Genomic DNA, 25,494 nt, shown 5'->3' with positions numbered 1-25,494 from the left:
GTCACGACCCCGGCAGAGGCGCGAAAGCCTGCGACATCGCGTCTGTTCGAGGCCGCGCAAATGGTTTAACGGTAAACCAATTCCGAAACCGGAGGGGCAGAGATGGAAGAACGCAGGCAGGACAGCGCCAGACAGGCGGCCTTGGATTATCACGAATTCCCGCGTCCCGGGAAGCTCGAGATCCGCGCCACCAAGCCCCTTGCCAATGGCCGCGACCTGTCGCGCGCCTATTCGCCCGGCGTGGCCGAGGCCTGCCTGGAAATCAAGGCCGATCCGACGAATGCGGCGCGCTATACCTCGCGCGGGAACCTTGTCGCGGTCGTCTCGAACGGCACGGCGGTTCTGGGCTTGGGCAACATCGGCGCGCTGGCCTCGAAGCCGGTGATGGAGGGCAAGGCGGTCCTGTTCAAGAAATTTGCGAACATCGACTGTTTCGACATCGAGCTGAACGAGCCCGACCCCGAGAAACTGGCCGAGATCGTCTGCGCGCTGGAGCCGACCTTCGGCGCCATCAACCTTGAGGATATCAAGGCCCCCGACTGCTTCATCGTGGAAAGGATCTGTCGCGAGCGGATGAACATTCCGGTCTTTCACGACGATCAGCACGGCACCGCCATCGTGGTGGGTGCGGCGGCCACGAACGCGCTGCGGATTGCCGGCAAGCGGTTCGAGGACATCAAGATCGTCTCGACCGGCGGCGGGGCGGCGGGGATCGCCTGTCTGGACATGCTGCTGAAGCTGGGCGTGAAACGCGAGAATGTCTGGCTCTGCGACATTCACGGGCTGGTCCATGAGGGCCGGGCCGAGGACATGAATCCGCAAAAGGCCGCCTATGCGCAACCCTCGGACAAGCGGACCCTGGCCGAGGTGATCGACGGGGCCGACCTCTTCCTGGGCCTGTCGGGTCCGGGCGTCCTGAAGCCCGAGATGGTCGCCCGCATGGCCCCGCGCCCGATCGTCTTCGCGCTGGCGAACCCCACGCCGGAAATCCAGCCCGACGAGGTGCGCAGCGTCGCCCCCGACGCCATCATCGCCACCGGGCGCAGCGACTACCCCAACCAGGTGAACAACGTCCTGTGCTTCCCCTTCATCTTCCGCGGTGCGCTGGATGTGGGCGCGACCACGATCAATGACGAGATGAAGATCGCCTGCATCGAAGGCATCGCAGCGCTGGCCCGCGCCACGACCGCCGCCGAGGCCGCCGCAGCCTATCGCGGCGAGACGCTGACCTTCGGCCCGGACTACCTGATCCCCAAGCCCTTTGACCCGCGCCTTGTCGGCGTGGTCAGCAGCGCGGTCGCGCGTGCGGCGATGGAATCGGGCGTGGCGACGCGCCCCCTGCCCGACCTGGCCGCTTACAAGCAGAAGCTCGACGGTTCGGTCTTCCGCTCGGCCATGATCATGCGCCCGGTCTTCGAGGCCGCCGCCACCGCCACCCGCCGCATCGCCTTTGCCGAGGGCGAGGATGAACGCGTCCTGCGCGCCGCCAATGCGATGCTTGAGGAAACCACCGATGTCCCGATCCTGATCGGCCGCCCCGAGGTCATCGCCATGCGCGCCGAACGCGCGGGCCTGCCGATCCGCCCGGAACGCGATTTCGAGATCGTGAACCCCGAGAACGACCCACGGTATCGGGACTATTGGGAGACCTATCACAACCTCATGGCCCGCCAGGGCGTCAGCCCCGACATCGCCCGCGCGATCATGCGCACGAACACGACCGCCATCGGTGCCGTGATGGTCCATCGCAACGAGGCCGACAGCCTGATCTGCGGCACGTTCGGGCAGTTCTCGTGGCATCTGCGCTACATCCGCGAGGTTCTGGCCCGCGACGGGCTGCGCCCGCATGGCGCGCTGTCCATGATCATCCTCGAGGACGGGCCGCTTTTCATTGCGGATACGCAGGTTCATCAGGACCCCACGCCCGAGCAGATCACCGAAGCCGTCTGCGGCGCCGCGCGCCATGTGCGCCGCTTCGGCCTGACGCCGCGCGTGGCGCTTTGCAGCCATTCGCAATTCGGCAATCTCGACAGCGCCTCGGGGCGCAAGATGCGCGAGGCGATGGCGCTGCTGGACGCCAAGCAGCCGGACTTCATGTATGATGGCGAGATGCATGTGGACAGCGCGCTCGACCCCGAAATCCGCGCCCGCATCTTCCCGGATTCGCGCCTCAAGGGCGCGGCGAACATCCTGGTTTTCGCGAATGCCGATGCGGCATCGGGGGTGCGCAACGCGCTGAAGATGAAGGCGGGCGGGCTGGAGGTCGGGCCGATCCTGATGGGGATGGGCAACCGGGCGCATATCGTGACGCCCTCGATCACCACACGCGGGCTTCTGAACATGAGCGTTCTGGCCGGGACCCCGGTCGCCCATTACGGCTGATCGCTGCCCCGGGCGAATCGTCCGCGCCGGGGCGCCGCCGAATTTGCAAAGATGGCGCGTGAAATTCGCGACATTTTGCAGCCTTTCCGGTTTTGCAAAAATTGCGCCGCGCAATCACAGCGCAGGCGGGTAAAAACGACTGCGGCAGCGCCCCTCGTCCGCTAACAGAGTTGCGCCAAACGACCCTTCCTGCGTAACAAACAGCCAAGGATGCAGGGAGGGGCATACGATGGCATACCGGGAAATCTACAGCGCCTGGAAGGCAGACCCCGAGCGGTTCTGGCTGGAGGCTGCCAGCGCGATCGACTGGACCAAGGCGCCGGAACGGGCCTATTTCGATCAAGGCCCGGCGGGTGAGTGGTTTGCCGACGCGACCGGCAATGCCTGCTGGAACGCGGTGGACCGCCATGTGGCGGCGGGTCACGGCGACCGGGTCGCAATCATCCATGACAGCCCCATCACCGGAACGATCCGCAAGCTCAGCTATGCCGAATTGCAGGACCGCGTGGCGAGCCTCGCCGGAGCCTTGCGCGCACGCGGCGTGGCCAAGGGCGACCGCGTCATCATCTACATGCCCATGATCCCCGAGGCGCTGGAGGCGATGCTGGCCTGCGCGCGCATCGGCGCCGTGCATTCGGTCGTCTTCGGCGGTTTCGCCGCCCATGAGCTGGCCGTGCGGATCGACGACGCGAAGCCGCGCGCGATCATCGCGGCCTCTTGCGGGCTGGAACCGGGGCGAGTCGTCCATTACAAGCCGCTTCTGGACCGCGCCATCGACGAGGCCGCCCACAAGCCCGATTTCTGCGTGATCTTGCAGCGCGAACAGGAGGTTGCCGCCCTGATCCCCGGCCGCGACCTGGACTGGCACGGCTTTCAGGCGGGCGTGACCCCTGCCGATTGCGAACCGGTGGAGGGGAACCACCCGGCCTATGTCCTCTATACCTCGGGAACGACCGGCCAGCCAAAGGGCGTCGTGCGCCACACCGCGGGTCACATGGTCGCGCTGGCATGGTCGATGCGCCACATCTACGACATCGGCGCAGGCGACGTGTTCTGGGCGGCGTCGGATGTGGGCTGGGTCGTGGGGCACAGCTACATCTGCTATGGCCCACTGCTGGTCGGCGCGACGACCATCGTCTTTGAGGGCAAGCCCGTCGGCACCCCTGACGCGGGCACCTTCTGGCGCATGATCGCGGAACACGGCGTGAAGAGCTTCTTCACCGCGCCCACCGCGATCCGCGCCGTGCGCCGCGACGACCCCGAGGGCGAGCATGTCCGCCGCCACGACCTGACCGGCCTCAGGGCGCTGTTCCTGGCGGGCGAGCGTGCCGATCCCGACACGATCACCTGGGCCGAGCGTCAGTTGGGCGTCCCGGTCATCGACCATTGGTGGCAGACCGAGACCGGCTGGGCCATCGCCGCGAACCCGCTTGGCGTCGAGTTGCTGCCGGTTAAAAAGGGCAGCCCTTCGGTCCCGATGCCCGGCTATGACGTGCAGGTGCTGGACGAGGCGGGCCACCCCGTCGCCCCCGGCACGCTTGGCGCCATCGCCATCAAGCTGCCCCTGCCCCCCGGCACGCTGCCCACGCTGTGGAATGCCGAGGACCGGTTCCACAAGGCCTATCTGTCGCATTTCCCCGGCTACTACGAGACAGGCGATGCGGGCTATGTGGACGAGGACGGCTATCTCTACATCATGGCGCGCACCGATGACGTGATCAACGTGGCGGGCCATCGCCTGTCCACCGGCGCGATGGAGGAGGTTCTGTCGGCCCATCCCGCCGTCGCGGAATGCGCAGTGATCGGGGTGGCGGATGCGCTGAAGGGTCAGGCGCCCCTTGGGCTTCTGTGCCTGAAGAAGGGCGTCGAGACCGCGCCCGAGACCGTCGTGGCCGAGGTCGTGCGGATGGTGCGCGACCAGATCGGCCCGGTTGCGGCCTTCAAGACCGCCTGCGTGGTTGACCGTCTGCCCAAGACAAGGTCGGGTAAGATCCTGCGCGCGACCATGTGCAAGATCGCGGATGGCGAGGCGTTCAAGATGCCAGCCACGATCGACGATCCGGCGATCCTGGACGAGATCACCGTGGCTCTGGCGCGCGTCGGCTATCCCGAGGCGCGGGGGTGAGGGGTCGGCTGGGGGGCGCTGCCCCCCGGCCCGTGCCGGGCCTCCCCCCGGGATATTTCAGTGAAGAAGAAGATCAGGCCTCGGTGAAGCTGGCGCCGAGGCGGGTCATCAGCGGCACGAAGTCAGGGAAGGACGTAGCGATGGGGCTGGCATCGTCGATGCTCACAGGCTGATCGGCGGCGAGGCCGAGGACCAGGAAGGACATCGCGATCCGGTGGTCGAGATGCGTGACCGCCCGCCCACCGCCACACACGCCCGAGGCGCCGTGGACGGTCAGGCTGTCAGGCGTTTCCTCGGTGCGGACGCCGTTGGCCTCGAGGCCGCGGGCCATCGCGTCGATACGGTCGCTTTCCTTGACGCGCAGTTCCGCCACGCCGTTCATCACGGTCTTGCCTTCGGCGAAGGCCGCCACGACCGACAGGATCGGGAATTCGTCGATCATGCTGGCCGCGCGCGAGGCGGGCACCTCGACCCCGGTCAGGCGGCTGTAGCGGACGCGGAGGTCGGCCACCGGCTCGCCGCCTTCACTGCGTTCGTTCTCAAAGGTGATGTCGGCGCCCATTTCCAGCAGGGTGACGTAAAGCCCGTCGCGGGTCGGGTTGCGGCTGACCCCCGGCACAAGGATATCCGAGCCCGGCACGATCAGCGCCGCCGCCACCGGGAAGGCCGCGCTGGACGGATCGCGCGGCACAGCCACCGGCTGGGCGCGCAGTTCCGGGCGGCCTTGCAGCGTGACAACATGGCCATCGGCGGTGGTTTCGGCGTGGATCGTGGCGCCGAAGCCCGCCAGCATCCGTTCGGAATGGTCGCGCGTCGCTTCGGGTTCGATCACGACCGTCTCACCCGGCGCGTTGAGGCCCGCAAGCAGGATCGCGGACTTGATCTGCGCGCTGGCGACCGGGCTGCGGTAGCGGATCGGCAGCGGCTCTGCGGCGCCCTCGATGGTGATGGGCAGGCGGCCGCCCTCACGCGCGGTGATGCGGGCGCCGAATTGCGACAGCGGATCGGTCACGCGCGCCATCGGACGGCGCGACAGGCTGGCATCCCCGATGAAGGTCGCGGTGATCGGCGTCGTCCCCATCGCGCCCATGATCAGGCGTACCCCTGTGCCGGAATTGCCGCAATCGATCACGGATTGCGGCTCGGCGAAGCCGCCCACGCCCACGCCATGCACGGACCACGCACCCGGCCCCAGCCGTTCGACCTGCGCGCCGAATGCGGCCATCGCGGCGGCGGTGTCCAGCACGTCCTGTCCTTCCAGAAGGCCGGTGATCGTCGTCTCGCCGACCGACAGCGCGCCGAGGATCAGCGCGCGGTGGCTGATCGACTTGTCGCCTGGCACCTGCGCCTCGCCCGTCAGCGGGCCTGCGGCGCGAGAGGTCATCGGGCGGGGTTCGGTAGAATGCGACATGGGGTCCCTCGTGTTTTCGCGGGTCTTTTACCGCTACCACCGGAGGCGTGCCACCATCTTCTTGGGGCTGCTTGTGAGGAACGGGCCGCGCGGGCTAGAAGCGGGCCAGCAGACGAGGTGAAGCATGCAAGAGATCGAGGCCCTGCGCGCCAAGGCCGACCCCGACCGCGCCACCCGCGAGGCCGGGCGCCACAAGAGCGGGCGCGAGACGTTGGGCCTGACGCCCGCCGCGATGGCCGAGCAGGTCGCCGAATGGCGCCAGCGCCCGCTGGCGGCGCGGCTGGCCCTGGCCGCCGCCTTGTGGGAGGCCGACCTGCACGAAGCCCGGATGATCGCGCCACGCCTGCTGGCGCAGGCGCGGATCGATCCGGATCAGCCGGTGTGGGATCTGCTGACCCTCTGGCTGCCCGATCTGGACGGCGCGGCGATCGCCGACGGGGTGGCGACCGCCCTGCAGAGGCGCGTCGCCGCCGATCCCGGCCGGATGGACGAAGTCGAGGTCTGGCTGGGGGCGGCGAATCCGTGGATGCGGCGTGTGGCGCTTGCCTCGGCCCTGCCCTTTGCCAAGCTGGTCCATCCCAAGCCCGCCAAGCAGGCCGCGCGCCAGCGGGCCCATGGATGGGCGGCGGGCTTGGCCGGTGATCCGCATGGCGCGGTCCAGCAGGGCGTCGCGGTCTGGCTGCGCACGCTCGCGCCGCGCGACCCGGACGCCGTCGCGTCCTTCATCGAGGCGCATGGGTCCCAGATGAAGCCCCATGCCCTGGCCGAGGCGCGCCGCGCGATGGACGGGCGCGGCACGGTCGACGATCAGGAGCGGTAGACCTCGAGCCGGGGCAGATCGGTCAGGGCCACGCCCAGAAGCTGCATCGCCGACAGCGAGACCTGGCTGCCGGTTCCGCCCGAGGTCAGCGGGATCAGCTCGACCTGGGCCGATTTTCCGGTGGCGGGGTTCACGATACGGCCCATCGCGCGTTCCGTGACCAGAGGCGTGCGGATCCAGAACCCGGCCTCGGCCGGATTGCCGAGCGAGGCGATGGTCGTGCCCAGCCGCGTCTCGGCACGCTCGGCCGGGCGGGCGGCTGCGGCGCGCTGTTCGGCCGTCGTCGTGTCCAGCTGCGCGGGCGTGGCGCGGGCGGCAGGCCGGGGCGCGGGCGCGCGGGTGATGGCGGTCGCGGCGGCGACGGCTTCGGGCGTGGGCGCGGCCGCCGGGGCGGGTGCGACATCCGGTCGCCCGGTCAATGTGCCGGGGGCGCAGGCCGCCAGCAGCGCGGGCAGGATCAGGCTTGGCATTACGCGGGACATGGGCGCCTCTTCTCGGGGGATATGCGGCTTCAGCCTAGACCCGCCCGGCGCCAGCGTCCACCGACAGCACCGTGACGCGCCCGCGACCGGCAAAGGCCCGCCCCCAAAGCAGCCTTGCGTGGTCCCGCCACTCGGCTTACCTTGTCCGGATGGACCAGCCAGCGCCTCTGATCGACCCCTTCGCCCGTCCCATCACCTACCTGCGGGTCTCGGTGACGGATCGCTGCGATTTCCGCTGCGTCTATTGCATGGCCGAGCACATGCAGTTCCTGCCCAAGGCCGACCTGCTGACGCTCGAGGAGCTGGATCGCCTGTGTACGGCCTTTGTGGGCCTCGGCGTAAAGAAGCTGCGGATCACCGGCGGCGAGCCTCTGGTCCGGCGCGGCATCATGGGCTTCTTCCGCGCCATGTCGCGCCATCTGGGCGCGGGCCTTGACGAACTGACGCTGACCACGAATGGCAGCCAGCTGGCCCGCCATGCGGCCGAACTGGTCGATTGCGGGGTCCGGCGCGTGAACGTGTCGCTGGACACGCTGGACGCGGATCGCTTCGCCGCGATCACGCGATGGGGCCGCCTGCCGCAGGTGATGGAGGGGATCGCCGCCGCCCGCGCCGCGGGGCTTCGGGTCAAGATCAACACCGTCGCGCTGAAGGGCGTGAACGAGGCCGAATTGTTCGATCTGGTCCGCTGGTGCGGGGACGAGGGCCATGACCTGACCTTCATCGAGGTGATGCCGATGGGCGATCTGGGCCTCGATGCCGTGGGCGAGGCAGGCGATGGCGGGCGGCTGGACCAGTACTGGCCGCTCTCTGACCTGCGCGCCCGTCTGGCCGAGCGGTTTGACCTGATCGACCTGGCCGAACGCAGCGGCGGGCCCGCCCGCTATGTCCGTCTGGCCCAGACCGGGCAGAAGATCGGCTTCATCACGCCCTTGACGCATAATTTCTGCGAAAGCTGCAATCGTGTGCGCGTCACCTGCACGGGTGAATTGTTCATGTGCCTCGGGCAAGAGGACAATGCCGACCTCCGCGCGCCCCTGCGCGCCAGCCCCGATGATGCAGTGCTGCGCGAGACGATCCGCGTCGCCATCGCGCGCAAGCCCAAGGGCCACGATTTCGACTATTCCCGCCAGCGCGTCGCGGGCCAGATGTCCCGCCACATGAGCCATACGGGCGGCTGATATCCGGGCGCCGGGCGGGGGGTCCGGGGGGCGCGAGCGCCCCCGGCCTTCGCGGGACGCAAGGCTACTCGGCCGCCTCGGGCGCGATGGCCTCGGCCGCCAGCTTCTCGGCGCGCTCCTCGACCAGTTGCACGATATGGTCGATCATCTGCTCGTTCGACATCTTGTGGCTCTGCTTGCCCGCCACATAGACCATGCCCGACCCTGCCCCGCCGCCGGTGAAACCCAGATCGGTCATCAGCGCCTCGCCCGGCCCGTTCACCACGCAGCCGATGATCGACAGCGACATCGGCGTCTTGATGTGCTCAAGCCGCTGTTCCAGCGCCTCGACGGTCTTGATCACGTCAAAGCCCTGCCGCGCGCAGCTGGGGCAGCTGATGATCTGCACGCCGCGCGTCCGCAGGCCAAGCGATTTGAGGATCTCGAACCCGACCTTGACCTCCTGCACGGGATCGGCCGACAGGCTGACGCGGATCGTATCGCCGATCCCCATCCACAGCAGGTTCCCCAGCCCGATGGCCGACTTCACCGTGCCGCCGACGAAGCCCCCGGCCTCGGTGATGCCCAGATGGATCGGCGCATCCGTCGCATCCGCCAGCATCTGGTAAGCCGCCGCCGACAGGAACACGTCGCTTGCCTTCACGCTGATCTTGAATTCGTGGAAATCGTTGTCCTGCAGGATCTTGATGTGATCCAGCCCCGATTCCACCATCGCATCGGGGCAAGGCTCGCCGTACTTCTCCAGCAGGTGTCGTTCCAGCGAACCCGCATTCACACCGATGCGGATGGCGCAGCCGTGGTCCTTGGCGGCCTTTATCACCTCGCGCACGCGGCTTTCATCGCCGATATTGCCGGGATTGATCCGCAGGCAGGCGGCGCCGGCCTCGGCGGCCTCGATGGCGCGCTTGTAGTGGAAATGGATGTCCGCGACGATCGGCACCGGGCTTTCGCGACAGATCTCGCGCAGGGCGCGGGTGGTTTCCTGATCGGGAGCGCTGATGCGGACGATGTCGGCACCCGCATCGGCGGCGGCGATCACCTGGGCCAGCGTGGCCTTGACGTCATGGCCATCCGTGTTGGTCATGGTCTGGACGCTGATCGGCGCGTCGCCCCCCACCGGCACATTGCCCACCATGATCTGGCGCGACTTGCGCCGCTCGATGTTGCGCCAGGGACGGATCGGGTTCAGCGACATGCGCAAGGCCTCCTAGGGTTCGTCCGAGACATAGGGCAGAGACCGCCTTGCGACAACCACCTGCCTCAGCCGCAGGGCACGCCAAGCGCCTCGAGCGCGGAATCGAGACAATCGGGCGGCAGCATCACCAGCATCGGCCCGTCCAGACGCAGGCTGACCGGCCCAAGCGCGCGATTCGAGGTGCCGACGCGCCCGGCAGGCGCGAAATCCAGCCCCTCGATGGGCCATTCCAGCCCCCGGCTTTCCCCCCGCACCGGCCCAAGCGGCCAGAGCGAGACGCGCGTTCCCGCCGCCAGCCGCATATCCAGCGACGCAGGGGCCAGAAAGACGATATCCTCGGCCCCGATCAGGATCACGGGCATCCGCGCCTCGGCGGCAAGGCTGGTCAGCGCGGCAAGGCCGTGATCCAGCCGCCCGCCCAGAAAGCCCACGGCCAGCACGAAGCCCGCGTCGATCCGGCGCAGGCATTTGGTGAAATCGGTGCTGTCCTGTTCGGGGATATGGTGTACGCGCCCGGCCCCGATCAGCGCCCGCGCATCAGGCCCGAGCGAATCAAGATCGCCGATGACAAGATCGGGCATGGCCCCCAGGGCCAGCGCCCGGTCTGCCCCGCCATCGGCAGCGACCAGAGGCGGTGCGCGGCGCAGGGCAGTCTGCAGCTCAGCTGCCGATAGTGCGCCGCCGCCGACAAGCGTCACCCCGCCCGGTACGGCCAGCAGGGGCGCCGTCATTCCCCCTTGCCGACGCCGCGAAAGACGCGCCGGAAGGGCAAGGCCCACAAGACCCCGAGCGCCAGATAGACCAGCACCTCGATCAGGATGGGCTGGCGGCCGAATTGTGCGTCAAGCCAGTTCATCATCGTGACCGCCGCCACCACGTAAAGCGGCATCAGCACGACGAGGACCAGCAGCGACAGCCGCTTGCGTGTCTTCAGTTCCATCATCCCTCCTGTCTTGGCCGGGGGCGACACCCCAGGGGGTCCGGGGGACGGGACGTCCCCCGGCGTCGCGGGACGCAATCTAGTCCGCGAACGGATCCGTCACGAGGATCGTATCGTCGCGCTCGGGACTGGTCGAGAGCATGGCGACCGGGCACTGGATCAGTTCTTCGACGCGGCGGACATACTTGATCGCGGCGGCGGGCAGGTCGGCCCAGCTGCGCGCGCCCTCGGTCGATTCCTGCCAGCCTTCCATCTCTTCGTAGATGGGGGTGACGCGCGCCTGAAGCGCCGCCGCCGTGGGAAGGTAATCGTAGCGTTTGCCGTCGATCTCGTAGCCGACGCAGATCTTCAGCGTCTCGAACCCGTCCAGAACGTCCAGCTTGGTCAGCGCAATGCCATTCACGCCCGAGATCGCGCAGGTTTGGCGCACCAGAACCGCGTCGAACCAGCCGCAGCGGCGCTTGCGTCCGGTGACGGTGCCGAATTCGTGCCCCCGCTCTCCCAGACGTTGGCCGTCCGCGTCATGCAGCTCGGTCGGGAAGGGCCCCTCGCCCACCCGAGTCGTATAGGCCTTGACGATGCCCAGCACGAAACCGATCGCGCCCGGCCCCATGCCAGTCCCCGAGGCCGCCGCGCCCGACATCGTCGTGGACGAGGTGACATAGGGATAGGTGCCGAAATCGATATCCAGCAGAGAGCCCTGCGCGCCCTCGAAGAGGATGCGTTTGCCGGACTTGCGGGCATCGGCCATGATCTTCCAGACGGGCTGCGCATAGGGCAAGAGCTTGGGCGCCACCTCCATCAGGCGGGCCTTCAGCTCGGCCCGGTCGATGGGCGTCGCGCCGAGGCCCGAACGCAGCGCATCGTGATGGGCCAAAAGGCGGTCGAGGCGTGATTCCAGCGTTTCCTCGTCGGCCAGATCAGCGACGCGGATCGTGCGACGGCCGACCTTGTCCTCGTAGGCGGGGCCGATGCCGCGGCCGGTGGTGCCGATCTTGGCCTTGCCCGCGGCCTCTTCGCGCAGGCGGTCCAGATCCTGGTGCAGCGGCAGGATCAGCGGTGTGTTCTCGGCGATCATCAGGTTCTCGGTCGAGATGGCGACGCCCTGCGCGGCCAGCTTGTCGATTTCCGAGAACAGGGCCCAAGGGTCCAGCACGACGCCGTTACCGATCACCGCCAGCTTGTTCTCGCGCACGATCCCCGAGGGCAGCAGCGACAGTTTGAACACCTTTTCGCCGATGACCAGCGTATGGCCAGCATTATGGCCGCCCTGAAAGCGGGCGATCACATCGGCGCGTTCCGAGAGCCAGTCAACGATCTTGCCCTTGCCCTCGTCGCCCCATTGCGCGCCGACTACCACCACATTGGCCATGAACGATCCTTCCGTTCCGCAGTTTTTTCGATCCGGCTCTAGCGCATCGGGCCGGGCGGGGAAAGCCGCTTTGTCGGACCTTGCCGGGGGCGGTCGCCGGGGGCGCTTCGCCCCCCGGACCCCCAGAGGATATTTTCATGAAGAAGAAGCGGGGGGCTCAGTAATGCGGGGGGCGCTGGTCGGCCAGGGGGATGGTGCCGCCCGTATCGGCCTGGCGCTGTGCCTCGGCCTCGAGCAGCAGGTCGAGGCGACGCGCCAGCCGCGTGATCAGCAGGTCCTGGCGCGCGACGATCTCGGACAGGTCGTCGGTGGTGCGCGTCAGATGGGCCAGACCCTCTTCCAGCGCGGTCAGTCGGTCTGCGTTCTTGTCCATGTCGTCCCCTTCCGTTAGAGCAGGCGCGGATTTGGCCCCGTAAAGGCAACAAGACCATGGCGAAAGACCTCAAGAAACAGCCCCGACCCAAGGCCGAGACGCCCAAGGGCTTCCGCGACTATTTCGGCGCGGACGTCACCGAGCGCAAGGCCATGCTGGACCGCATCGCCGGGGTCTATCACCGCCACGGCTTCGATCCGCTGGAAACCAGCGCCGTCGAGACGGTCGAGGCCCTAGGCAAGTTCCTGCCCGATGTGGACCGCCCGAATGCGGGCGTTTTCGCCTGGCAGGAAGAGGCCGTTCCGGGCGGCGGCTCGGGCGACTGGCTGGCGCTGCGCTATGATCTGACCGCGCCCCTTGCCCGCGTGGCGGCGCAATATCGCAACGACCTGCCCAGCCCCTATCGCCGCTATGCGATGGGGCCGGTCTGGCGCAACGAGAAGCCGGGGCCGGGGCGGTTTCGCCAGTTCTATCAATGCGATGCCGATACGGTCGGCGCGGCCTCGGTCGCGGCGGATGCGGAAATCTGCGCCATGCTGGCCGATGCGCTGGAATCGGTGGGCATTGCCCGCGGCGATTACCTGGTCCGGATCAACAATCGCAAGGTTCTGAACGGTGTCCTTGAGGCGGCCGAGGTCCGTGACGATCAGGCCGAGGACGTGCTTCGCCAGATCGACAAGTTCGACAAGGTCGGCCGGGGCGGCGTTCTGGCTCTGCTGACCACCGGACGGCTGGACGACAGCGGCGCGCGGATCGACGGTGTGGGGCTGACCGAGGCGCAGGCGGGGCCCGTTCTGGCCTTTCTTGAAGCCAAGGGTGCCGACAATGCCGCAACGCTGGACAATCTGGCCGCTGCAGTCGGGGCGTCGGCCATTGGCGCCGAGGGCGTGGACGAGCTGCGCGAGATCGCCGCGATGCTGGCCGCGATGGGGGTGGCCGAGGATCGCGCCGTCATCGACCCCTCGGTCGTCCGGGGTCTGGGCTATTATACCGGCCCGGTCTTCGAGGCCGAGCTGACCTTTGAAATTCTCGACGAAAAGGGCCGCAAGCGACAATTCGGATCGGTCGCGGGCGGAGGACGCTATGACGGGCTGGTCGAGCGTTTCACCGGCCAGAAGGTCCCCGCCACCGGCGTCAGCATCGGCGTTGATCGCCTGCTGGCCGCCTTGCGCGCCAAGGGGATGGCGGGCGCCGATGTCGCGGGGCCGGTCGTCGTGACCGTCATGGACCGCGACCGCATGTCGGATTATCAGGCCATGGCCGCCGAGTTGCGCGCCGCCGGCATCCGCGCCGAGGTCTATCTGGGCAATCCCAAGAACTTCGGCAACCAGTTGAAATACGCCGATAAACGCGGCGCTCCGGTCGCCATCATCCAGGGCGGCGACGAGGCCTTGCGCGGCGTCGTGCAGGTCAAGGACCTGATCCTGGGGGCGAAGATCGCGGCCGAAGCCTCGGTCGAGGAATGGAAGGCCCAGCCCGCCCAGACCGAGGTCGCGCGCAAGGATCTGGTCGCCGAAGTCCGCCGGATCATCGGATGACCCCAAAGCGCGACAAACAGGCTTTGGGCCAGCGCGTTCTGGCGCGCTTTCGCGAGGCAGGTGCGCAGGAGATCGCGCCCGATATCCTGCTGCCCGCAGGCGATCTGCTGGACCTCTACGGCGAGGATATCCGCGCCCGCGCCTATGTCACGCAGGACCCGATCCGGGGCGAGATGATGCTGCGGCCCGATTTCACCGTGCCGGTCGTGCAGGCGCATATGGCCAGTGGCGCCGAGCCCGCGCGCTATTGCTATCTGGGCGAGGTCTTTCGCAAGCAGGACATGGGCGAGACGCGCCCCGATAAGCCGCGCGACAGCGAATATCTGCAATGCGGCTTTGAGCTGTTCAGCCGCGATCCCGCCGCCGATGCCGAGGTCTTTGCGCTGTTCCATGACGCCTTGGCGCCTTACGGCCTGCGCGCCGAGACGGGCGATAAGGGCCTGATGCTGGACGCGATCCGGGGCCTTCCGCTGACCCAGGCGCGATCCGAGGCGCTGCTGCACCATCTGTGGCGCCCGCGCCGATTTGCCCACCTGCTTGAGCGTTTCTCGGCACCCGCGACGGCGCGCGATTTCCCCGAGGCGAGTGTGCCCTGGGCCGGGCTGCGCGGCGAGGCCGAGATGACGCGCCGAATCGCGCGGCTGCGCGCCGATGCCGCCGTGGCGCCGCTTGCCCCGGTCTGGTCCGAGCGTCTGGCCCGGCTTTTCGCGCTGCGCGCCCCCGCCCCCGAGGCCCTGCCCGCCTTGCGCAATCTGGCGGAGGACATGCCCGCCATCGCCCCCGCCGTCGCCCGGATCGAAGCCCGGATGCAGGCCATCGCCGCGCGCGGGATCGACCTGGGCGGCGTGGTCTTCGACGCCAGCCACGGCCGCAGCACGATGGAATATTACGACGGCTTCACCTTCAGCTTCCTGGCCGACCGGGCGGGATGGCCTCCTGTCGCGTCGGGGGGGCGCTATGACGCGCTGACCCGCGTTCTGGGGCGCGGCCGCGAGATCCCGGCGGTGGGCGGGATCGTCCGCCCGGGCCTGCTGGCCGAACTGGAGGGGCTGGCATGATCCGGCTTGGCGTGCCGTCCAAGGGGCGGCTGATGGAACAGAGCTTCGACTGGTTCGCCGCGCGCGGCCTGCGCCTGTCGCGGGCCGGGTCCGACCGCGATTATGCGGGCCGGGTCGAGGGGGTCGAGGGCGTGTCGCTGGTGCTGCTTTCGGCGGGCGAGATCCCGCGCGAACTGGCGGCGGGCCGGATCGAGCTGGGCGTGACCGGCACCGACCTGGTGCGCGAGAAACTGGCCGGCTGGCGCGATGTCGTGACCGAGGTCGCACCGATGGGCTTCGGCCATGCCGATCTGATCCTGGCGGTGCCGGAATGCTGGCGCGATTGCCGCGATCTGGACGATTTCGCGGCGATTGCCCGCGATTTCCGGGCCGAGCACGGCTTCCGGCTGCGGATCGCGACCAAGTATCACCGGCTGGTGCGCGCCTGGCTCTCGGCGCATGAGGTTGCGGATTATCAGCTTGTCGACAGCCAGGGCGCGACCGAGGGCACCATCGCCAACCAGACCGCCGAGGCCATTGCCGACATCACCTCGTCGGGCGAGACACTCAGGGCGAACAACCTGCGTATCCTCGACGAAGAGCCGATCCTGCGGTCCCAGGCGACGCTGTTCGCGTCTCGGGGTGCGATGGGGCCGCAGATGCAGGCGCTGTTGCGCCAGCTTGGGCTGGGCGCCTAGGGGCGCCTGTCAGTCAGGCCGCGGCTCGTCATCCCAACGGCTGCTGAGGAAACGCTCTCCGTCGCCATGCGGGTCTTCGAACTGATGTGTCCTCAGCGCCCAGACGAACGCGGTCAGACCGATCGCGCCGAGGCCAAGGGACACGGGGATGAGCATGGTCAGGACGTCCATAGTCTTGCCTTTCAACGATTGAGCCGCAGCGCGTTCAGCGTCACGGTGATAGAGCTGATGGACATGGCCAGAGCCGCAAGAAGCGGTGTGGCAAAACCCGCCAAGGCTATAGGAACAGCAACGACATTATAGCCGAAAGATATAGCGAAATTCTCCCGTATACGGCGAGTTGCCCGTTCGGCTACCGCAACTGCCTCTGCAACTGGCAGTAGATCCTTGCCCGTCAGGACCATGTCGCTTGCCACACGCGCGGCATCCAGCGCCGAGGCGGGGGAAATCGAGGCATGGGCCCGCGCCAGGGCCGCCGTATCGTTCAGGCCATCGCCGACCATCAGCACTTTTGCACCTTGATCGGACAGGCGTCCGACCAGATCGGCCTTGCCGGTGGGGCTGACACCGGCATGCCATTCGGTGATGCCCAGGGCATCGGCCAGATGCGCGACGGCGGCGGGGCGGTCGCCCGACAACAGGATCACGCGCCGCCCGTCCGCACGCAGTTGCGCCACGCATTCCTCGGCGCCGGGGCGCAGGCGGTCGCTGAAATCCAGACGCACCGGCGCCTGGCCCTCGACGGCGAACCAGCTGGACAGCATGGCGCTGTCGCCCTCATCGGCGGCACCCAGCCAGTCGGCGCGGCCAAGCCGCACGCGACGGCCCTGCCACAGGGCCTCGACGCCCTGCCCCGGACGCTCGGTCACGCCCTCCAGCGCAGCCGGTTCGACGTCCTCCATCCCCGCGGCCAATGCACGCGCAAGGGGATGCGAGGAAGCCGCAGCCAGAGCCAGCGCAACCGGCCGCAGCGCCTGCGGCAGATCGGCCCGGACAAGCTGTGGTTGTCCCATCGTCAGCGTGCCGGTCTTGTCGAAAACCACCGTATCGACCTCGGCCAGTCGTTCCAGCGCGGTGCCATCCTTGATCAGCAGCCCTCGCCGGAAGAGCCGCCCCGAGGCAGAGGTAGCCACGGCAGGCACCGCCAGCCCAAGCGCGCAGGGGCAGGTGATGATCAGCACAGCCGCCGCGATGTTCACCGCCAGCCGCAGATCGCCCGAGGCCCAGAACCAGCCCGCGAAACTGGCGAAGGCCAGCGCATGGACGGCGGGCGAATACCCGCGCGAGGCACGCTCGGCCAGCGAGGTATAGCGGCCGCGCGCGCTTTCGGCGGCCTCGACCAGCGCGGTCAGGCGGGCCAGCGAGCTGTCGCGCCCGGCGGCCGTCACGCGGATGACAAGGGGGCCGGTCAGGTTCACCTCGCCCGCCGACAGGATCATGCCCGGCGCGGCGGGAACGGGCAGCGTCTCGCCGGTCAGCAGCGCGCGGTCGATCTCGGAGGCGCCTTCGATGATCTCGCCATCCGCGGGGATCCGGCCGCCGGGCCGCACGCGGATCAGATTGCCCGGGCGCAGGTCCACCACGGGCACGGTTTCCTCGACCCCGTCACGCAGCAGGGTGGCGCGCGGCACCTCGAGCGCGGTCAGTTCGGCCGCCGCCGAACGGGCGATGGCACGGGTGCGATAGTCAAGATAACGCCCGATCAGCAAAAAGAAGCACAGCATCACGGCTGCGTCGAAATAGGCGTGGTGGCCGGAATGGGCGGTCTCGAACACGCTGATCGCGCTGGCCAGGATCAGCGCCAGCGAGATCGGCACGTCCATTCCCAGCCGCCGCGCCTTGAGCGAGGTCCACGCGCTGGCGAAGAAGGGCTGTCCGCAAAAGGCCACCGTCGGCAGCGCGATGGCGCCGCTGATCCAGTGGAACAGGTCGCGCGTCGCGGCCTCGGCCCCCGACCAGACGGCGACGGACAGGATCATGATGTTCATCATCGCGAAACCCGATACGCCGATGCGCATCAGCAGGTCGCGCCCGACCCGGTCGGCGGTGGTCGCGGCCAGCGCGCCGGGGTCAAGCTCGTGCGCCTCGTAGCCGATGCGGGCCAGGACCGGGATCAGGTCATCGGCGCCAAGGCCCGGCGCATCGACCGTGACCCGGCGCAGCGTCAGGTTCACGCGGGCGGCGCGCACGCCGGGATGGGCGGTCAGCGCGTCCTCGACCTGGGTGATGCACAGCGCGCAATGGGCGGTGGGCAGCGACAGGATCAACGCCGAAGTGTCCGGCGTGGCCGCCCGTTCGGCCAGCCGCTGCGCCAGAGGCGCCGCGTCGCAGGCCGGGCAGGCGCTCATCCGGGGGGCGTAGCTTGCGGACAGGTCGGTCATCTCAGCCCCCCTGCCCCACGACCAGATACAGACGCTGGCGGAACAGCGTGCCGTCGCGGTCCACGGCCTCGATATCGGCGTTCCAGTTGCCCGGCGCCAGATCCGCGCTGGCCGACCAGCGGCCAAGCGCCTCGGGGGTCAGGACGGGGCGGATGTCGTCGCGCTGATGGGTCGGGCGGCGCAGTTGCAGGGCCAGCGTCTCGGGAAAGACGCCGATGCCCTGCTGATCGACGATGCGCAGCACCGCGCGCCCGCCCTCGATATCCAGGCTGGCATTCCAGCCAAGGGTCTGCTGTGCCGCGCGCTGGCTGTCGAAATGCTGCGAGGCGATGTAGCTGCTTTTGGTCTCCAGCCCCGGAAAGGTGCTGATCGCGCTGTAGGCCATCACCAGATTGACGCCGATGATCGTGCCAAAGGCCAGAAGGGCGATCCCCAGGACATGCTTGCCGGTCAGTTCGCGCGCCATCGTCAGTTCCTTCCGTGAAAGACGGTCTCGACCTCGTTGCGGGCGGGTCCGTCGCTGTCGGTGACGCCAAGCGTAATCGGCGCCGAGGGGGTGGCCGCCAGCGTCGTGCCGGCCGGGGCGGTCACATAGACGCGCCGCGTCAGGGTCTGGTCGGCGGGCACCAGCAGGCTGGGCTGATCCTCACCCTCGACCGCGACGATCAGCGTCTCGGCGCCCGCGCCGCTGACGGTGACGATGTAGCGCCGCGCCTCGTGCTGCTTGTTGCGAAGCCGCAATTCATAGGCATTGCGGATCGAGCCGTCCGACATGGTGACGTAAAGCGGGTTCCGGACCGGCGAGACGTTCAGATCCACCGCAGAGCGCATGACCAAAGCCACCGCCAGCCCGACGCCGATCGCCGACCACAGCGCGAAGTAAAGCAGTGTGCGCGGACGCAGGATGTGGCGGATCAACGGGCGCGGCGGGTTACCCGCGCGCTCGGCCTCTTCGTCGCGCAGCGCCATGTAGCCGATCAGGCCGCGCGGGCGGTCGGTGCGGTCCATGATTTCGTCGCAGGCATCGATGCACAGGGCACAGGTGATGCATTCAAGCTGCTGGCCGTCGCGGATGTCGATGCCGACGGGGCAGACATTCACGCAGGCCATGCAGTCGATGCAATCGCCGCGCGCGCTGTCGGGGGCGGCCTTGCCGCGCGGCTCTCCGCGCCAGTCGCGATAGGCGACGGTCAGCGTGTCCTCGTCCATCATCGCGGCCTGGATGCGCGGCCAGGGGCAGGCATAGATGCAGATCTGTTCGCGCGCGAAACCGCCGAACAGGAAGGTCGTCGCGGTCAGGATCGCGATGGTGATCCAGGCGACCGGATGGGCGTCCAGCGCCAGAAGATCGCGCGCCAGCGTCGGCGCGTCGGTGAAATAGAAGACCCAGGCCCCGCCCGTTGCCAGCGCGATCAGCAGCCATGTGGTCCATTTGACCAGCCGCAGCCGCGCCTTGGTCCAGGACCAGGGCGCGCGGTGCAGGCGGATGCGGGCATTGCGGTCGCCCTCGATCCAGCGCTCGACGGTCATGAAAAGGTCGGTCCAGACGGTCTGCGGGCAGGCATAGCCGCACCAGACCCGCCCAAGCGCCGAGGTGAACAGGAACAACCCAAGCCCCGCCATGACCAGAAGCCCCGCGACGAAATAGAATTCGTGGGGCCAGATCTCGATCCAGAAAAAGAAGAAGCGGCGGCTGGCCAGATCGACGAGAACCGCCTGATCGGGCATGGCCGGGCCGCGATCCCACCGGATCCAGGGCGTGACGTAATAGATCGCCAGCGTCACCGCCATGACGATCCATTTCAGGTTGCGGAACTGCCCTGAGACCCGTTTGGGAAAGATCGGCTCTCGGGCGGCATAAAGGCTGGGTGGGTCCAGCGGCTCGGTTGACCGGGACATGAGAAGGCTCCTGTTGCGCTTCTCACGTCTAGCGCGGGGCCAGAGCTGATTCCTTGACCTGCATCAAACCGCACCCTGCCCGCCTGCGGCAGGACGCCGCGTCACCAGCTGCCGTCAGACCAGCATCAGCGCCGCTGCCAGCGCAATGAGCGCCCCCGCGCCCAGTTGCATGGCGCCCGGCATCCATCGAGACACCGCCGCCAGAGGCCCCGTCTGCGGCACAAGCGCCAAGCTGCCGCGCCGCGCCCAGACCGACAGGCCCGCGACCGCCACCGTGACCGAGGCCGTGCCCAGCCCCATCGCCACCGTGCCCGCGACGCCCATCGCGAAGATCTCCATCCGCCATGTCAGCAGCAACAGGAACAGTGCGCCCGTGCAGGGCCGGGCCGCGATGGCCAGAACGACCAGCAGCCCGTCGCGGAAGGATCGCGTCTGCGCGACCTGCGCGGGGCTGGGCCCGTGGGCATGGCCGCAACCGCAGGTCTCGTCATGGTGCTGGTGGTCATGCGCCGGGGCGGGCCGCGCCACGTCGCGCAGCATCCGCAGGCCGCGCAACGCGAGCCACAGCCCGACCAGTCCGATCAGCACGGTCGCCAGATCGGCCATGTGCCGTTCGGACAGGCGCGTCAGTTCCTCGCGGCCCAGATCCAGCGCCGCAAGGCCCAGCCAGACCAACAGGATCGCCGTTCCCGCCTGCGCCAGCGAGGACAGCAGCGACAGGACCGCCAGCCGCCCGAAGGGCACCTGGCTGCCATAGCCGTAGCTGCCGATCACCAGCTTGCCGTGCCCCGGCCCCGCCGCGTGAAAGAAGCCATAGCCGAAGCACAGGGCCAGCAGCGTGGCAGCCGCGCCCGGATCGCCCGCGCGCAGCGATTGCAACGCGCCCGCCATCAGGTTCTGCGCCTGCCTTTGACCGGCAGCGGCCCAGGCGGCGATGCCCGAAAGCCCGCCCGACAGCCAAAGCGCCATCAGGGCGAGCCCCGCGACCAGCCCGGTCAGCGCCAGCACGCGGCCCAGCCCGCTTGCGGGGGAACGCAGGCCCGGCGCGCTCATCGGCCTGCTCCGCAGGCGACGCGCATCTCGGGCGCGCCGACGGGGCCGATATTCACGGTGACCATCTCCTCGTCCACCAGCGAGGCTGCGGCCAGTTCGCTTGCCAGCGCCTCGCGCAGGGCGGCGGCATAGGCATCGGCGGCGGCATAGGAATCGCCCGGCCGTAGATCGACGCGGCAATCGTCGCGCCCGCGCAGGACCGGCATCTGCGGGACGCTGAAATCGACGTAGAATTCCGGGTCGTAGACCTGGATGATGGTCTGCGCCTCGCCGGGGATCGGCGCGCTCAGCGCCCGGCGGTGTCGCGAGACGATCTGCCCGCCCTCCAGCGCGACGCTGAAATCGCGCGGTTGCTGCAAGGCGATGCGCCGCCCCTCGACCGCGAGATAGAGCGCGCCCTCGAACGAGGGGTCGGGGCCCCAGTCGAACCCCGCCAGCAGGGCCGCATCCTCGGCGGCAAGACCCCCGCCCGCGACCGGGCGGATACCCTGATCCTCGAGGATCAGCAGAGAATAGAAGGCGTCATAGCGCCATTCGACCTCGACCTCGGCCAGCTGGCCGGCATCGTCATAGTTCAGCCGCAGACCGGCATCGATGAAGACATGCGGATGGGCTGCCGCGCCCGAAGGCGACAGCGACAGTCCCAGTGCCAGTGCCAGCAGGTAGCGTGCAATCCGGTTCATCGCCTGTCCGGTAAAGAGCGTTCACGTCCCAGAAGCCCTTAGCGGGCCGGGACGGTCAAGGCAAATCACCTCGCCGCCAGTGCGGGCGCCGATTGAGGCGCTTCAGTCGCCCTCGGGTGGCGCGGCCAGCAGATGGGCTGCGCCGTGGACGACATGGCTTGCGGGGCCGACGATCAGCGGATCGGGCGATTGCACGATCGCAGGGTCCTTGCCGGGATAGTCCAGCGTGGACAGAAAGTGCCGCATGCAGTTCAGCCGCGCGCGTTTCTTGTCGTTCGACTTGACGATGACCCAGGGCGCGTCGGCGGTGTCGGTGTAGAAGAACATCGCCTCCTTGGCCTCGGTGTATTCGGTCCATTTCCCAAGGCTGGCCTTGTCGATCGGGCTGAGCTTCCAGCGCTTCAGCGGATCAGTCTCGCGCGCGACGAAGCGGCGGCGCTGTTCCTCTTGCGTGACCGAGAACCAGTATTTGTAGAGCCGTATCCCAGACCGCACCAGCATCCGTTCGAATTCGGGCGCCTGACGCATGAATTCCAGGTAATCGTTCGGCGTGCAGAAGCCCATCACGCGCTCGACCCCGGCGCGGTTGTACCAGCTGCGGTCATAGAACACCATTTCGCCCGAGGTCGGCAGGTGCTGGACATAGCGCTGGAAATACCACTGGCCGCGCTCTTCATCGGTCGGCTTGTTCAGGGCGACGACGCGCGCGAAGCGGGGGTTCAGGTGTTCGTTGAAGCGCTTGATCGTACCGCCCTTGCCGGCCGCGTCGCGCCCCTCGAACAGGATCACGAATTTCTGCCCGGTCTCCTGCGCCCAAAGCTGAACCTTCAGCAATTCGGCCTGAAGCTGGGCCTTTTCGGCCTCGTAGGGGCCGCGCGCCATGCGGTGCGGATAAGGATAGCGGCTGGATTCGAAGGCGGCCGGGCGCGGGGTGCGGCGGCGGCGCGGCCGGGGCGCGGGCGCGGCCTCGGGCGCCGTCTCGGGCATCGCAGAGCCGACGGCGCTGTCGGCCGAGGCGGTGTCGGTCGCGGAATTCTCGGGCATGGCAGGGGCGGTGACGTCCATGGGCCTTCTCTCCTGTCAGGTATTGTCACGATCCCGTTACAGGATTTTCGCACGGCCCGCCTTGCGCCAGATCAAGCCCGCGGCCCATGCTGCGCGCATCTGGCGAAAGGACCGCATATGCTGATCATCCACGGCGTCACCCGATCGCGCGCCTCGCGCATCATCTGGCTGTGTCACGAACTGGACCTGCCCTTCGAGCAGCGCCCGGTGATCCAGGCCTACCGGCTGGCCGATGCCACCGCCAAGGGCGCGCCCCTGAACACGCGCAGCCCCGAATTCCTGGCCCTGTCGCCCGCAGGCGCCATTCCGGTGATCGAGGATGAAGGGCTTGTCCTGTCGGAATCGCTGGCCGCGACGCTGCATCTGGCGCGCAAGCATGGCGGGCCGCTTGGACCTGCCGACGCCGCCGAGGACGCGCTGATGCTGCAATGGTCGCTTTATGCCGCCACCGGGATCGAGCCCGACGCCCTGACCATCCAGATGCTGACCCGCCCGCAGGCCGACGCAGGCGACCGTGCGCTGATCGACGACGCGATCTCGCGGCTGGAACGGCCTCTGCGGGTCGTGCAGGACCATCTGGCCGCGCATGGCGGGCATCTGGTCGGCCGGCGCTTCACAGTCGCTGATCTGAACATGGCCGAGATCCTCCGCTACGCCTGGGCCGATCCGCGCATGGCGCGCAAATGGCCGGGCATCGCGGCATGGCTGGCAGGGTGCCAGAACCGCCCCGCATTCCAGCGCATGTGGCAGGCACGACTGGCTGAACCCGCCTGAGGGCGGCGCAAGGGATGGGCCGGGACAGGCGGGCGGCCACAAGCCCTTGCCGCCCTGCCCTGCCGCGTGAGATAAAAGCCGCCAATCAGACGACAGGACGACGAACCCATGGCCGACGATCTTCTTTCCGGCAACGCCGCCAGCGACGCCTATTCCGCATCCTCGATCGAGGTGCTGGAAGGGCTGGAGCCCGTGCGCAAGCGGCCCGGCATGTATATCGGCGGCACGGATGAACGCGCGCTGCATCACCTTGTGGCCGAGATCCTGGACAACTCGATGGACGAGGCCGTGGCGGGCCACGCCACAAGGATCGAGGTCGAGCTTCTTGCCGATTTCAGTGTGGTCGTGCGCGACAACGGTCGCGGCATCCCCATCGACCCGCATCCCAAGTTTCCGGGCAAGTCCGCGCTTGAGGTGATCCTCTGCACGCTGCATGCGGGGGGCAAGTTCTCGGGCGACACCTATCAGACCTCGGGCGGGTTGCACGGGGTGGGCGCCTCGGTCGTGAACGCGCTGTCGGACCTGATGGTCGTGCAGGTCGCGCGCAACAAGGAATTGTTCGAACAGCGTTTTTCGCGCGGCATCCCCGAAGGCCCGGTGGCCCGGATCGGCGCGGCGCCGAACCGGCGCGGCACCACGGTGACGTTCCACGCCGACGAACAGATCTTCGGCCATCACCGCTTCAAGCCCGCGCGGCTGATCAAGATGGTGAAGTCCAAGGCCTATCTGTTCTCGGGCGTGGAAATCCGCTGGAAATCCGAGATCGACGATGGCGAGACCCCCTGCGAGGCGGTATTCCATTTCCCCGGCGGTCTGGCCGATTATCTGGCGGAAACGCTGCACGGCGTGACCACCTATTCCGACCGCCCCTTTGCCGGCAGCGTCGATTTCAAGCGCTTCAACGCGCCGGGCAAGGTCGATTGGGCGATCCACTGGACGCCCTCGCGCGACGGCTTCATCCAGTCCTATTGCAACACCGTCCCCACCCCCGAGGGCGGGACGCATGAAATGGGATTCTGGAACGCGATCCTCAAAGGCATCCGCGCCTATGGCGAGATGGTCGGCAACAAGAAGGCCGCCCAGATCCTGCGCGACGATCTGGTGACGGGGGGCTGCGCGCTGGTCAGCTGCTTCATCCGCGAGCCTGAATTCGTGGGCCAGACCAAGGACCGGCTGGCCACGACCGAGGCCGCCCGTCTGGTCGAGGGCGCGGTGCGCGACCATTTCGACAATTGGCTGGCCTCGGACACGAAATCGGCGGGGGCGATCCTCGATTTCCTGATCCTGCGGGCCGAGGAACGGCTGCGCCGCCGCGCCGAAAAGGAAACCGCCCGCAAGACCGCGACGAAAAAGCTGCGCCTGCCCGGCAAGTTGGTCGATTGCAGCGCCACGAACCGCGACGGGACCGAATTGTTCATCGTCGAGGGCGATTCGGCGGGCGGTTCGGCCAAGATGGCCCGCGACCGCACCAATCAGGCGCTTCTGCCCCTGCGCGGCAAGATCCTGAACGTGCTGGGCGCGGCCTCCTCGAAGATGGGCGCCAATCAGGAGATCAACGATCTCTGTCAGGCGCTTGGCGTTCAGATGGGTTCCAAGTTCAACGTTGATGACCTTCGCTATGACAAGATCATCATCATGACCGACGCCGATGTCGACGGCGCCCATATCGCCAGCCTTCTGATGACGTTCTTCTTCACCCAGATGCGCCCGCTGATCGACAAGGGGCACCTCTATCTGGCCTGCCCGCCGCTTTACCGCCTGACGCAGGGCGCGCATCGCATCTATGTGGCCGACGACGCCGAAAAGGAACGCATGCTGGCCAAGGGCCTTGGCGGGCGCGGCAAGATCGACGTGCAGCGCTTCAAGGGTCTGGGCGAGATGGACGCCAAGGACCTCAAGGACACGACGATGAACCCCAAGACGCGCAAGCTGATCCGCGTCAGCATCGACGATGACGAGGGCGGCGAGACCGGCGATCTGGTTGAACGGCTGATGGGCAAAAAGCCCGAATTGCGGTTCGAGTATATTCAGGAAAACGCGCGGTTCGTGGAGGAATTGGACGTCTGATCAGGGACTTGGCGTTCT

The 25,494-nt window shown here is 68.0% G+C and carries 23 protein-coding genes; 9 read left to right on the top strand and 14 right to left on the bottom strand.

The genetic code is table 11. The features are described from left to right. The first annotated feature begins 102 nt into the window (after positions 1–102). Complete coding sequence (locus ACTZWU_RS05010; RefSeq protein WP_444736252.1) at positions 103–2,382, top strand: NADP-dependent malic enzyme; 2,280 nt, start codon at positions 103–105, stop codon at positions 2,380–2,382. 229 nt (positions 2,383–2,611) lie between these two features. Beyond that, the gene (locus tag ACTZWU_RS05005; RefSeq protein WP_444736251.1) at positions 2,612–4,507 is read left to right on the top strand and encodes a propionyl-CoA synthetase; all 1,896 of its coding nucleotides are present in this window, start codon (positions 2,612–2,614) and stop codon (positions 4,505–4,507) included. A 73-nt stretch (positions 4,508–4,580) separates the two neighbouring features. Here the strand turns inward: ACTZWU_RS05005 and aroA are convergent, their stop codons facing one another. Continuing rightward, positions 4,581–5,918, bottom strand: coding sequence for a 3-phosphoshikimate 1-carboxyvinyltransferase (gene aroA / locus ACTZWU_RS05000; protein ID WP_444736250.1), 1,338 nt, complete (start codon positions 5,916–5,918; stop codon positions 4,581–4,583). 124 nt (positions 5,919–6,042) lie between these two features. Here aroA and ACTZWU_RS04995 point away from each other — a divergent pair, with 124 nt between their 5' ends. Then, positions 6,043–6,738 (top strand): DNA alkylation repair protein, encoded by a 696-nt coding sequence (locus ACTZWU_RS04995; protein ID WP_444736249.1) that lies wholly within the window; start codon positions 6,043–6,045, stop codon positions 6,736–6,738. Here the strand turns inward: ACTZWU_RS04995 and ACTZWU_RS04990 are convergent. After that, positions 6,726–7,220: a hypothetical protein gene (locus tag ACTZWU_RS04990; protein WP_444736248.1), complete on the bottom strand. Its 495-nt coding sequence runs from the start codon at positions 7,218–7,220 to the stop codon at positions 6,726–6,728. The genes ACTZWU_RS04995 and ACTZWU_RS04990 overlap by 13 nt on opposite strands. Before the next feature lie 149 nt (positions 7,221–7,369). On the opposite strand from ACTZWU_RS04990, the gene moaA reads away from it, so the two are divergent. Next, on the top strand, positions 7,370–8,401 hold the full coding sequence (gene moaA, locus ACTZWU_RS04985; protein WP_444736247.1) for a GTP 3',8-cyclase MoaA: 1,032 nt from the start codon (positions 7,370–7,372) through the stop codon (positions 8,399–8,401). Positions 8,402–8,465: 64 nt separating this feature from the next. On the opposite strand, the gene ispG is transcribed toward moaA, so the two are convergent. The 5 genes from ispG to ACTZWU_RS04960 form a co-directional block, all read right to left on the bottom strand. Next, positions 8,466–9,596, bottom strand: coding sequence for a flavodoxin-dependent (E)-4-hydroxy-3-methylbut-2-enyl-diphosphate synthase (gene ispG / locus ACTZWU_RS04980; RefSeq protein WP_444736246.1), 1,131 nt, complete (start codon positions 9,594–9,596; stop codon positions 8,466–8,468). 65 nt (positions 9,597–9,661) lie between these two features. Further along, positions 9,662–10,327 (bottom strand): thiamine diphosphokinase, encoded by a 666-nt coding sequence (locus tag ACTZWU_RS04975; protein WP_444736245.1) that lies wholly within the window; start codon positions 10,325–10,327, stop codon positions 9,662–9,664. After that, the gene (locus ACTZWU_RS04970) at positions 10,324–10,536 is read right to left on the bottom strand and encodes a DUF2842 domain-containing protein (RefSeq protein WP_304617607.1); all 213 of its coding nucleotides are present in this window, start codon (positions 10,534–10,536) and stop codon (positions 10,324–10,326) included. The genes ACTZWU_RS04975 and ACTZWU_RS04970 overlap by 4 nt, the downstream gene beginning before the upstream one ends. Positions 10,537–10,615: 79 nt before the next feature. Further along, the gene (locus tag ACTZWU_RS04965; RefSeq protein ID WP_444736244.1) at positions 10,616–11,908 is read right to left on the bottom strand and encodes an adenylosuccinate synthase; all 1,293 of its coding nucleotides are present in this window, start codon (positions 11,906–11,908) and stop codon (positions 10,616–10,618) included. Positions 11,909–12,065: 157 nt separating this feature from the next. Beyond that, on the bottom strand, positions 12,066–12,281 hold the full coding sequence (locus tag ACTZWU_RS04960) for a SlyX family protein (protein WP_444736243.1): 216 nt from the start codon (positions 12,279–12,281) through the stop codon (positions 12,066–12,068). 56 nt (positions 12,282–12,337) lie between these two features. Between ACTZWU_RS04960 and hisS the strand changes: the two genes are divergently transcribed. From hisS to hisG, 3 genes are read left to right on the top strand one after another with little or no spacing between them, the layout of a single operon-like run. Beyond that, a complete protein-coding gene (gene hisS / locus ACTZWU_RS04955) occupies positions 12,338–13,819 on the top strand; it encodes a histidine--tRNA ligase (RefSeq protein ID WP_444736242.1) in 1,482 nt (493 codons plus the stop codon). Beyond that, positions 13,816–14,877, top strand: coding sequence for an ATP phosphoribosyltransferase regulatory subunit (locus ACTZWU_RS04950; RefSeq protein ID WP_444736241.1), 1,062 nt, complete (start codon positions 13,816–13,818; stop codon positions 14,875–14,877). Before hisS ends, ACTZWU_RS04950 begins: the two co-directional genes overlap by 4 nt. Further along, positions 14,874–15,554: an ATP phosphoribosyltransferase gene (gene hisG / locus ACTZWU_RS04945; protein ID WP_444736240.1), complete on the top strand. Its 681-nt coding sequence runs from the start codon at positions 14,874–14,876 to the stop codon at positions 15,552–15,554. Before ACTZWU_RS04950 ends, hisG begins: the two co-directional genes overlap by 4 nt. A 9-nt stretch (positions 15,555–15,563) precedes the next feature. Here the strand turns inward: hisG and ccoS are convergent, their stop codons facing one another. From ccoS to ppk2, 7 genes are all read right to left on the bottom strand, one after another. Then, positions 15,564–15,725 carry a cbb3-type cytochrome oxidase assembly protein CcoS gene (gene ccoS, locus ACTZWU_RS04940; RefSeq protein WP_444736239.1) on the bottom strand — a complete coding sequence of 54 codons (162 nt, stop codon included), beginning with the start codon at positions 15,723–15,725 and terminating at the stop codon, positions 15,564–15,566. Positions 15,726–15,736: 11 nt separating this feature from the next. Then, positions 15,737–17,935, bottom strand: a complete 2,199-nt coding sequence (locus tag ACTZWU_RS04935; RefSeq protein WP_444736238.1) for a heavy metal translocating P-type ATPase — start codon at positions 17,933–17,935, stop codon at positions 15,737–15,739. Between the two features lies 1 nt (position 17,936). Continuing rightward, a complete protein-coding gene (locus ACTZWU_RS04930; protein ID WP_444736237.1) occupies positions 17,937–18,401 on the bottom strand; it encodes a FixH family protein in 465 nt (154 codons plus the stop codon). A gap of 2 nt (positions 18,402–18,403) precedes the next feature. Further along, the gene (ccoG, locus tag ACTZWU_RS04925; RefSeq protein WP_444736236.1) at positions 18,404–19,834 is read right to left on the bottom strand and encodes a cytochrome c oxidase accessory protein CcoG; all 1,431 of its coding nucleotides are present in this window, start codon (positions 19,832–19,834) and stop codon (positions 18,404–18,406) included. Positions 19,835–19,948: 114 nt separating this feature from the next. Then, positions 19,949–20,887 (bottom strand): nickel/cobalt transporter, encoded by a 939-nt coding sequence (locus ACTZWU_RS04920; RefSeq protein WP_444736235.1) that lies wholly within the window; start codon positions 20,885–20,887, stop codon positions 19,949–19,951. Further along, positions 20,884–21,570: a DUF1007 family protein gene (locus ACTZWU_RS04915; RefSeq protein ID WP_444736234.1), complete on the bottom strand. Its 687-nt coding sequence runs from the start codon at positions 21,568–21,570 to the stop codon at positions 20,884–20,886. The genes ACTZWU_RS04920 and ACTZWU_RS04915 overlap by 4 nt, the downstream gene beginning before the upstream one ends. A gap of 102 nt (positions 21,571–21,672) precedes the next feature. Then, the gene (ppk2, locus tag ACTZWU_RS04910) at positions 21,673–22,635 is read right to left on the bottom strand and encodes a polyphosphate kinase 2 (protein ID WP_444736233.1); all 963 of its coding nucleotides are present in this window, start codon (positions 22,633–22,635) and stop codon (positions 21,673–21,675) included. A 117-nt stretch (positions 22,636–22,752) separates the two neighbouring features. On the opposite strand from ppk2, the gene ACTZWU_RS04905 reads away from it, so the two are divergent. Together ACTZWU_RS04905 and parE are read left to right on the top strand one after the other, a co-directional pair. Beyond that, the gene (locus ACTZWU_RS04905) at positions 22,753–23,409 is read left to right on the top strand and encodes a glutathione S-transferase family protein (RefSeq protein WP_444736232.1); all 657 of its coding nucleotides are present in this window, start codon (positions 22,753–22,755) and stop codon (positions 23,407–23,409) included. A gap of 108 nt (positions 23,410–23,517) precedes the next feature. Next, a complete protein-coding gene (gene parE, locus ACTZWU_RS04900) occupies positions 23,518–25,476 on the top strand; it encodes a DNA topoisomerase IV subunit B (RefSeq protein ID WP_444736231.1) in 1,959 nt (652 codons plus the stop codon). The last annotated feature ends 18 nt before the right edge of the window (positions 25,477–25,494 follow it).

This window comes from Paracoccus sp. NSM, from assembly GCF_052379855.1.
In the GTDB taxonomy this organism is placed as follows: domain Bacteria; phylum Pseudomonadota; class Alphaproteobacteria; order Rhodobacterales; family Rhodobacteraceae; genus Paracoccus.
Note: the sequence above shows the minus strand (reverse complement) of the source record. Positions and strands in the feature narration are given on the sequence as shown.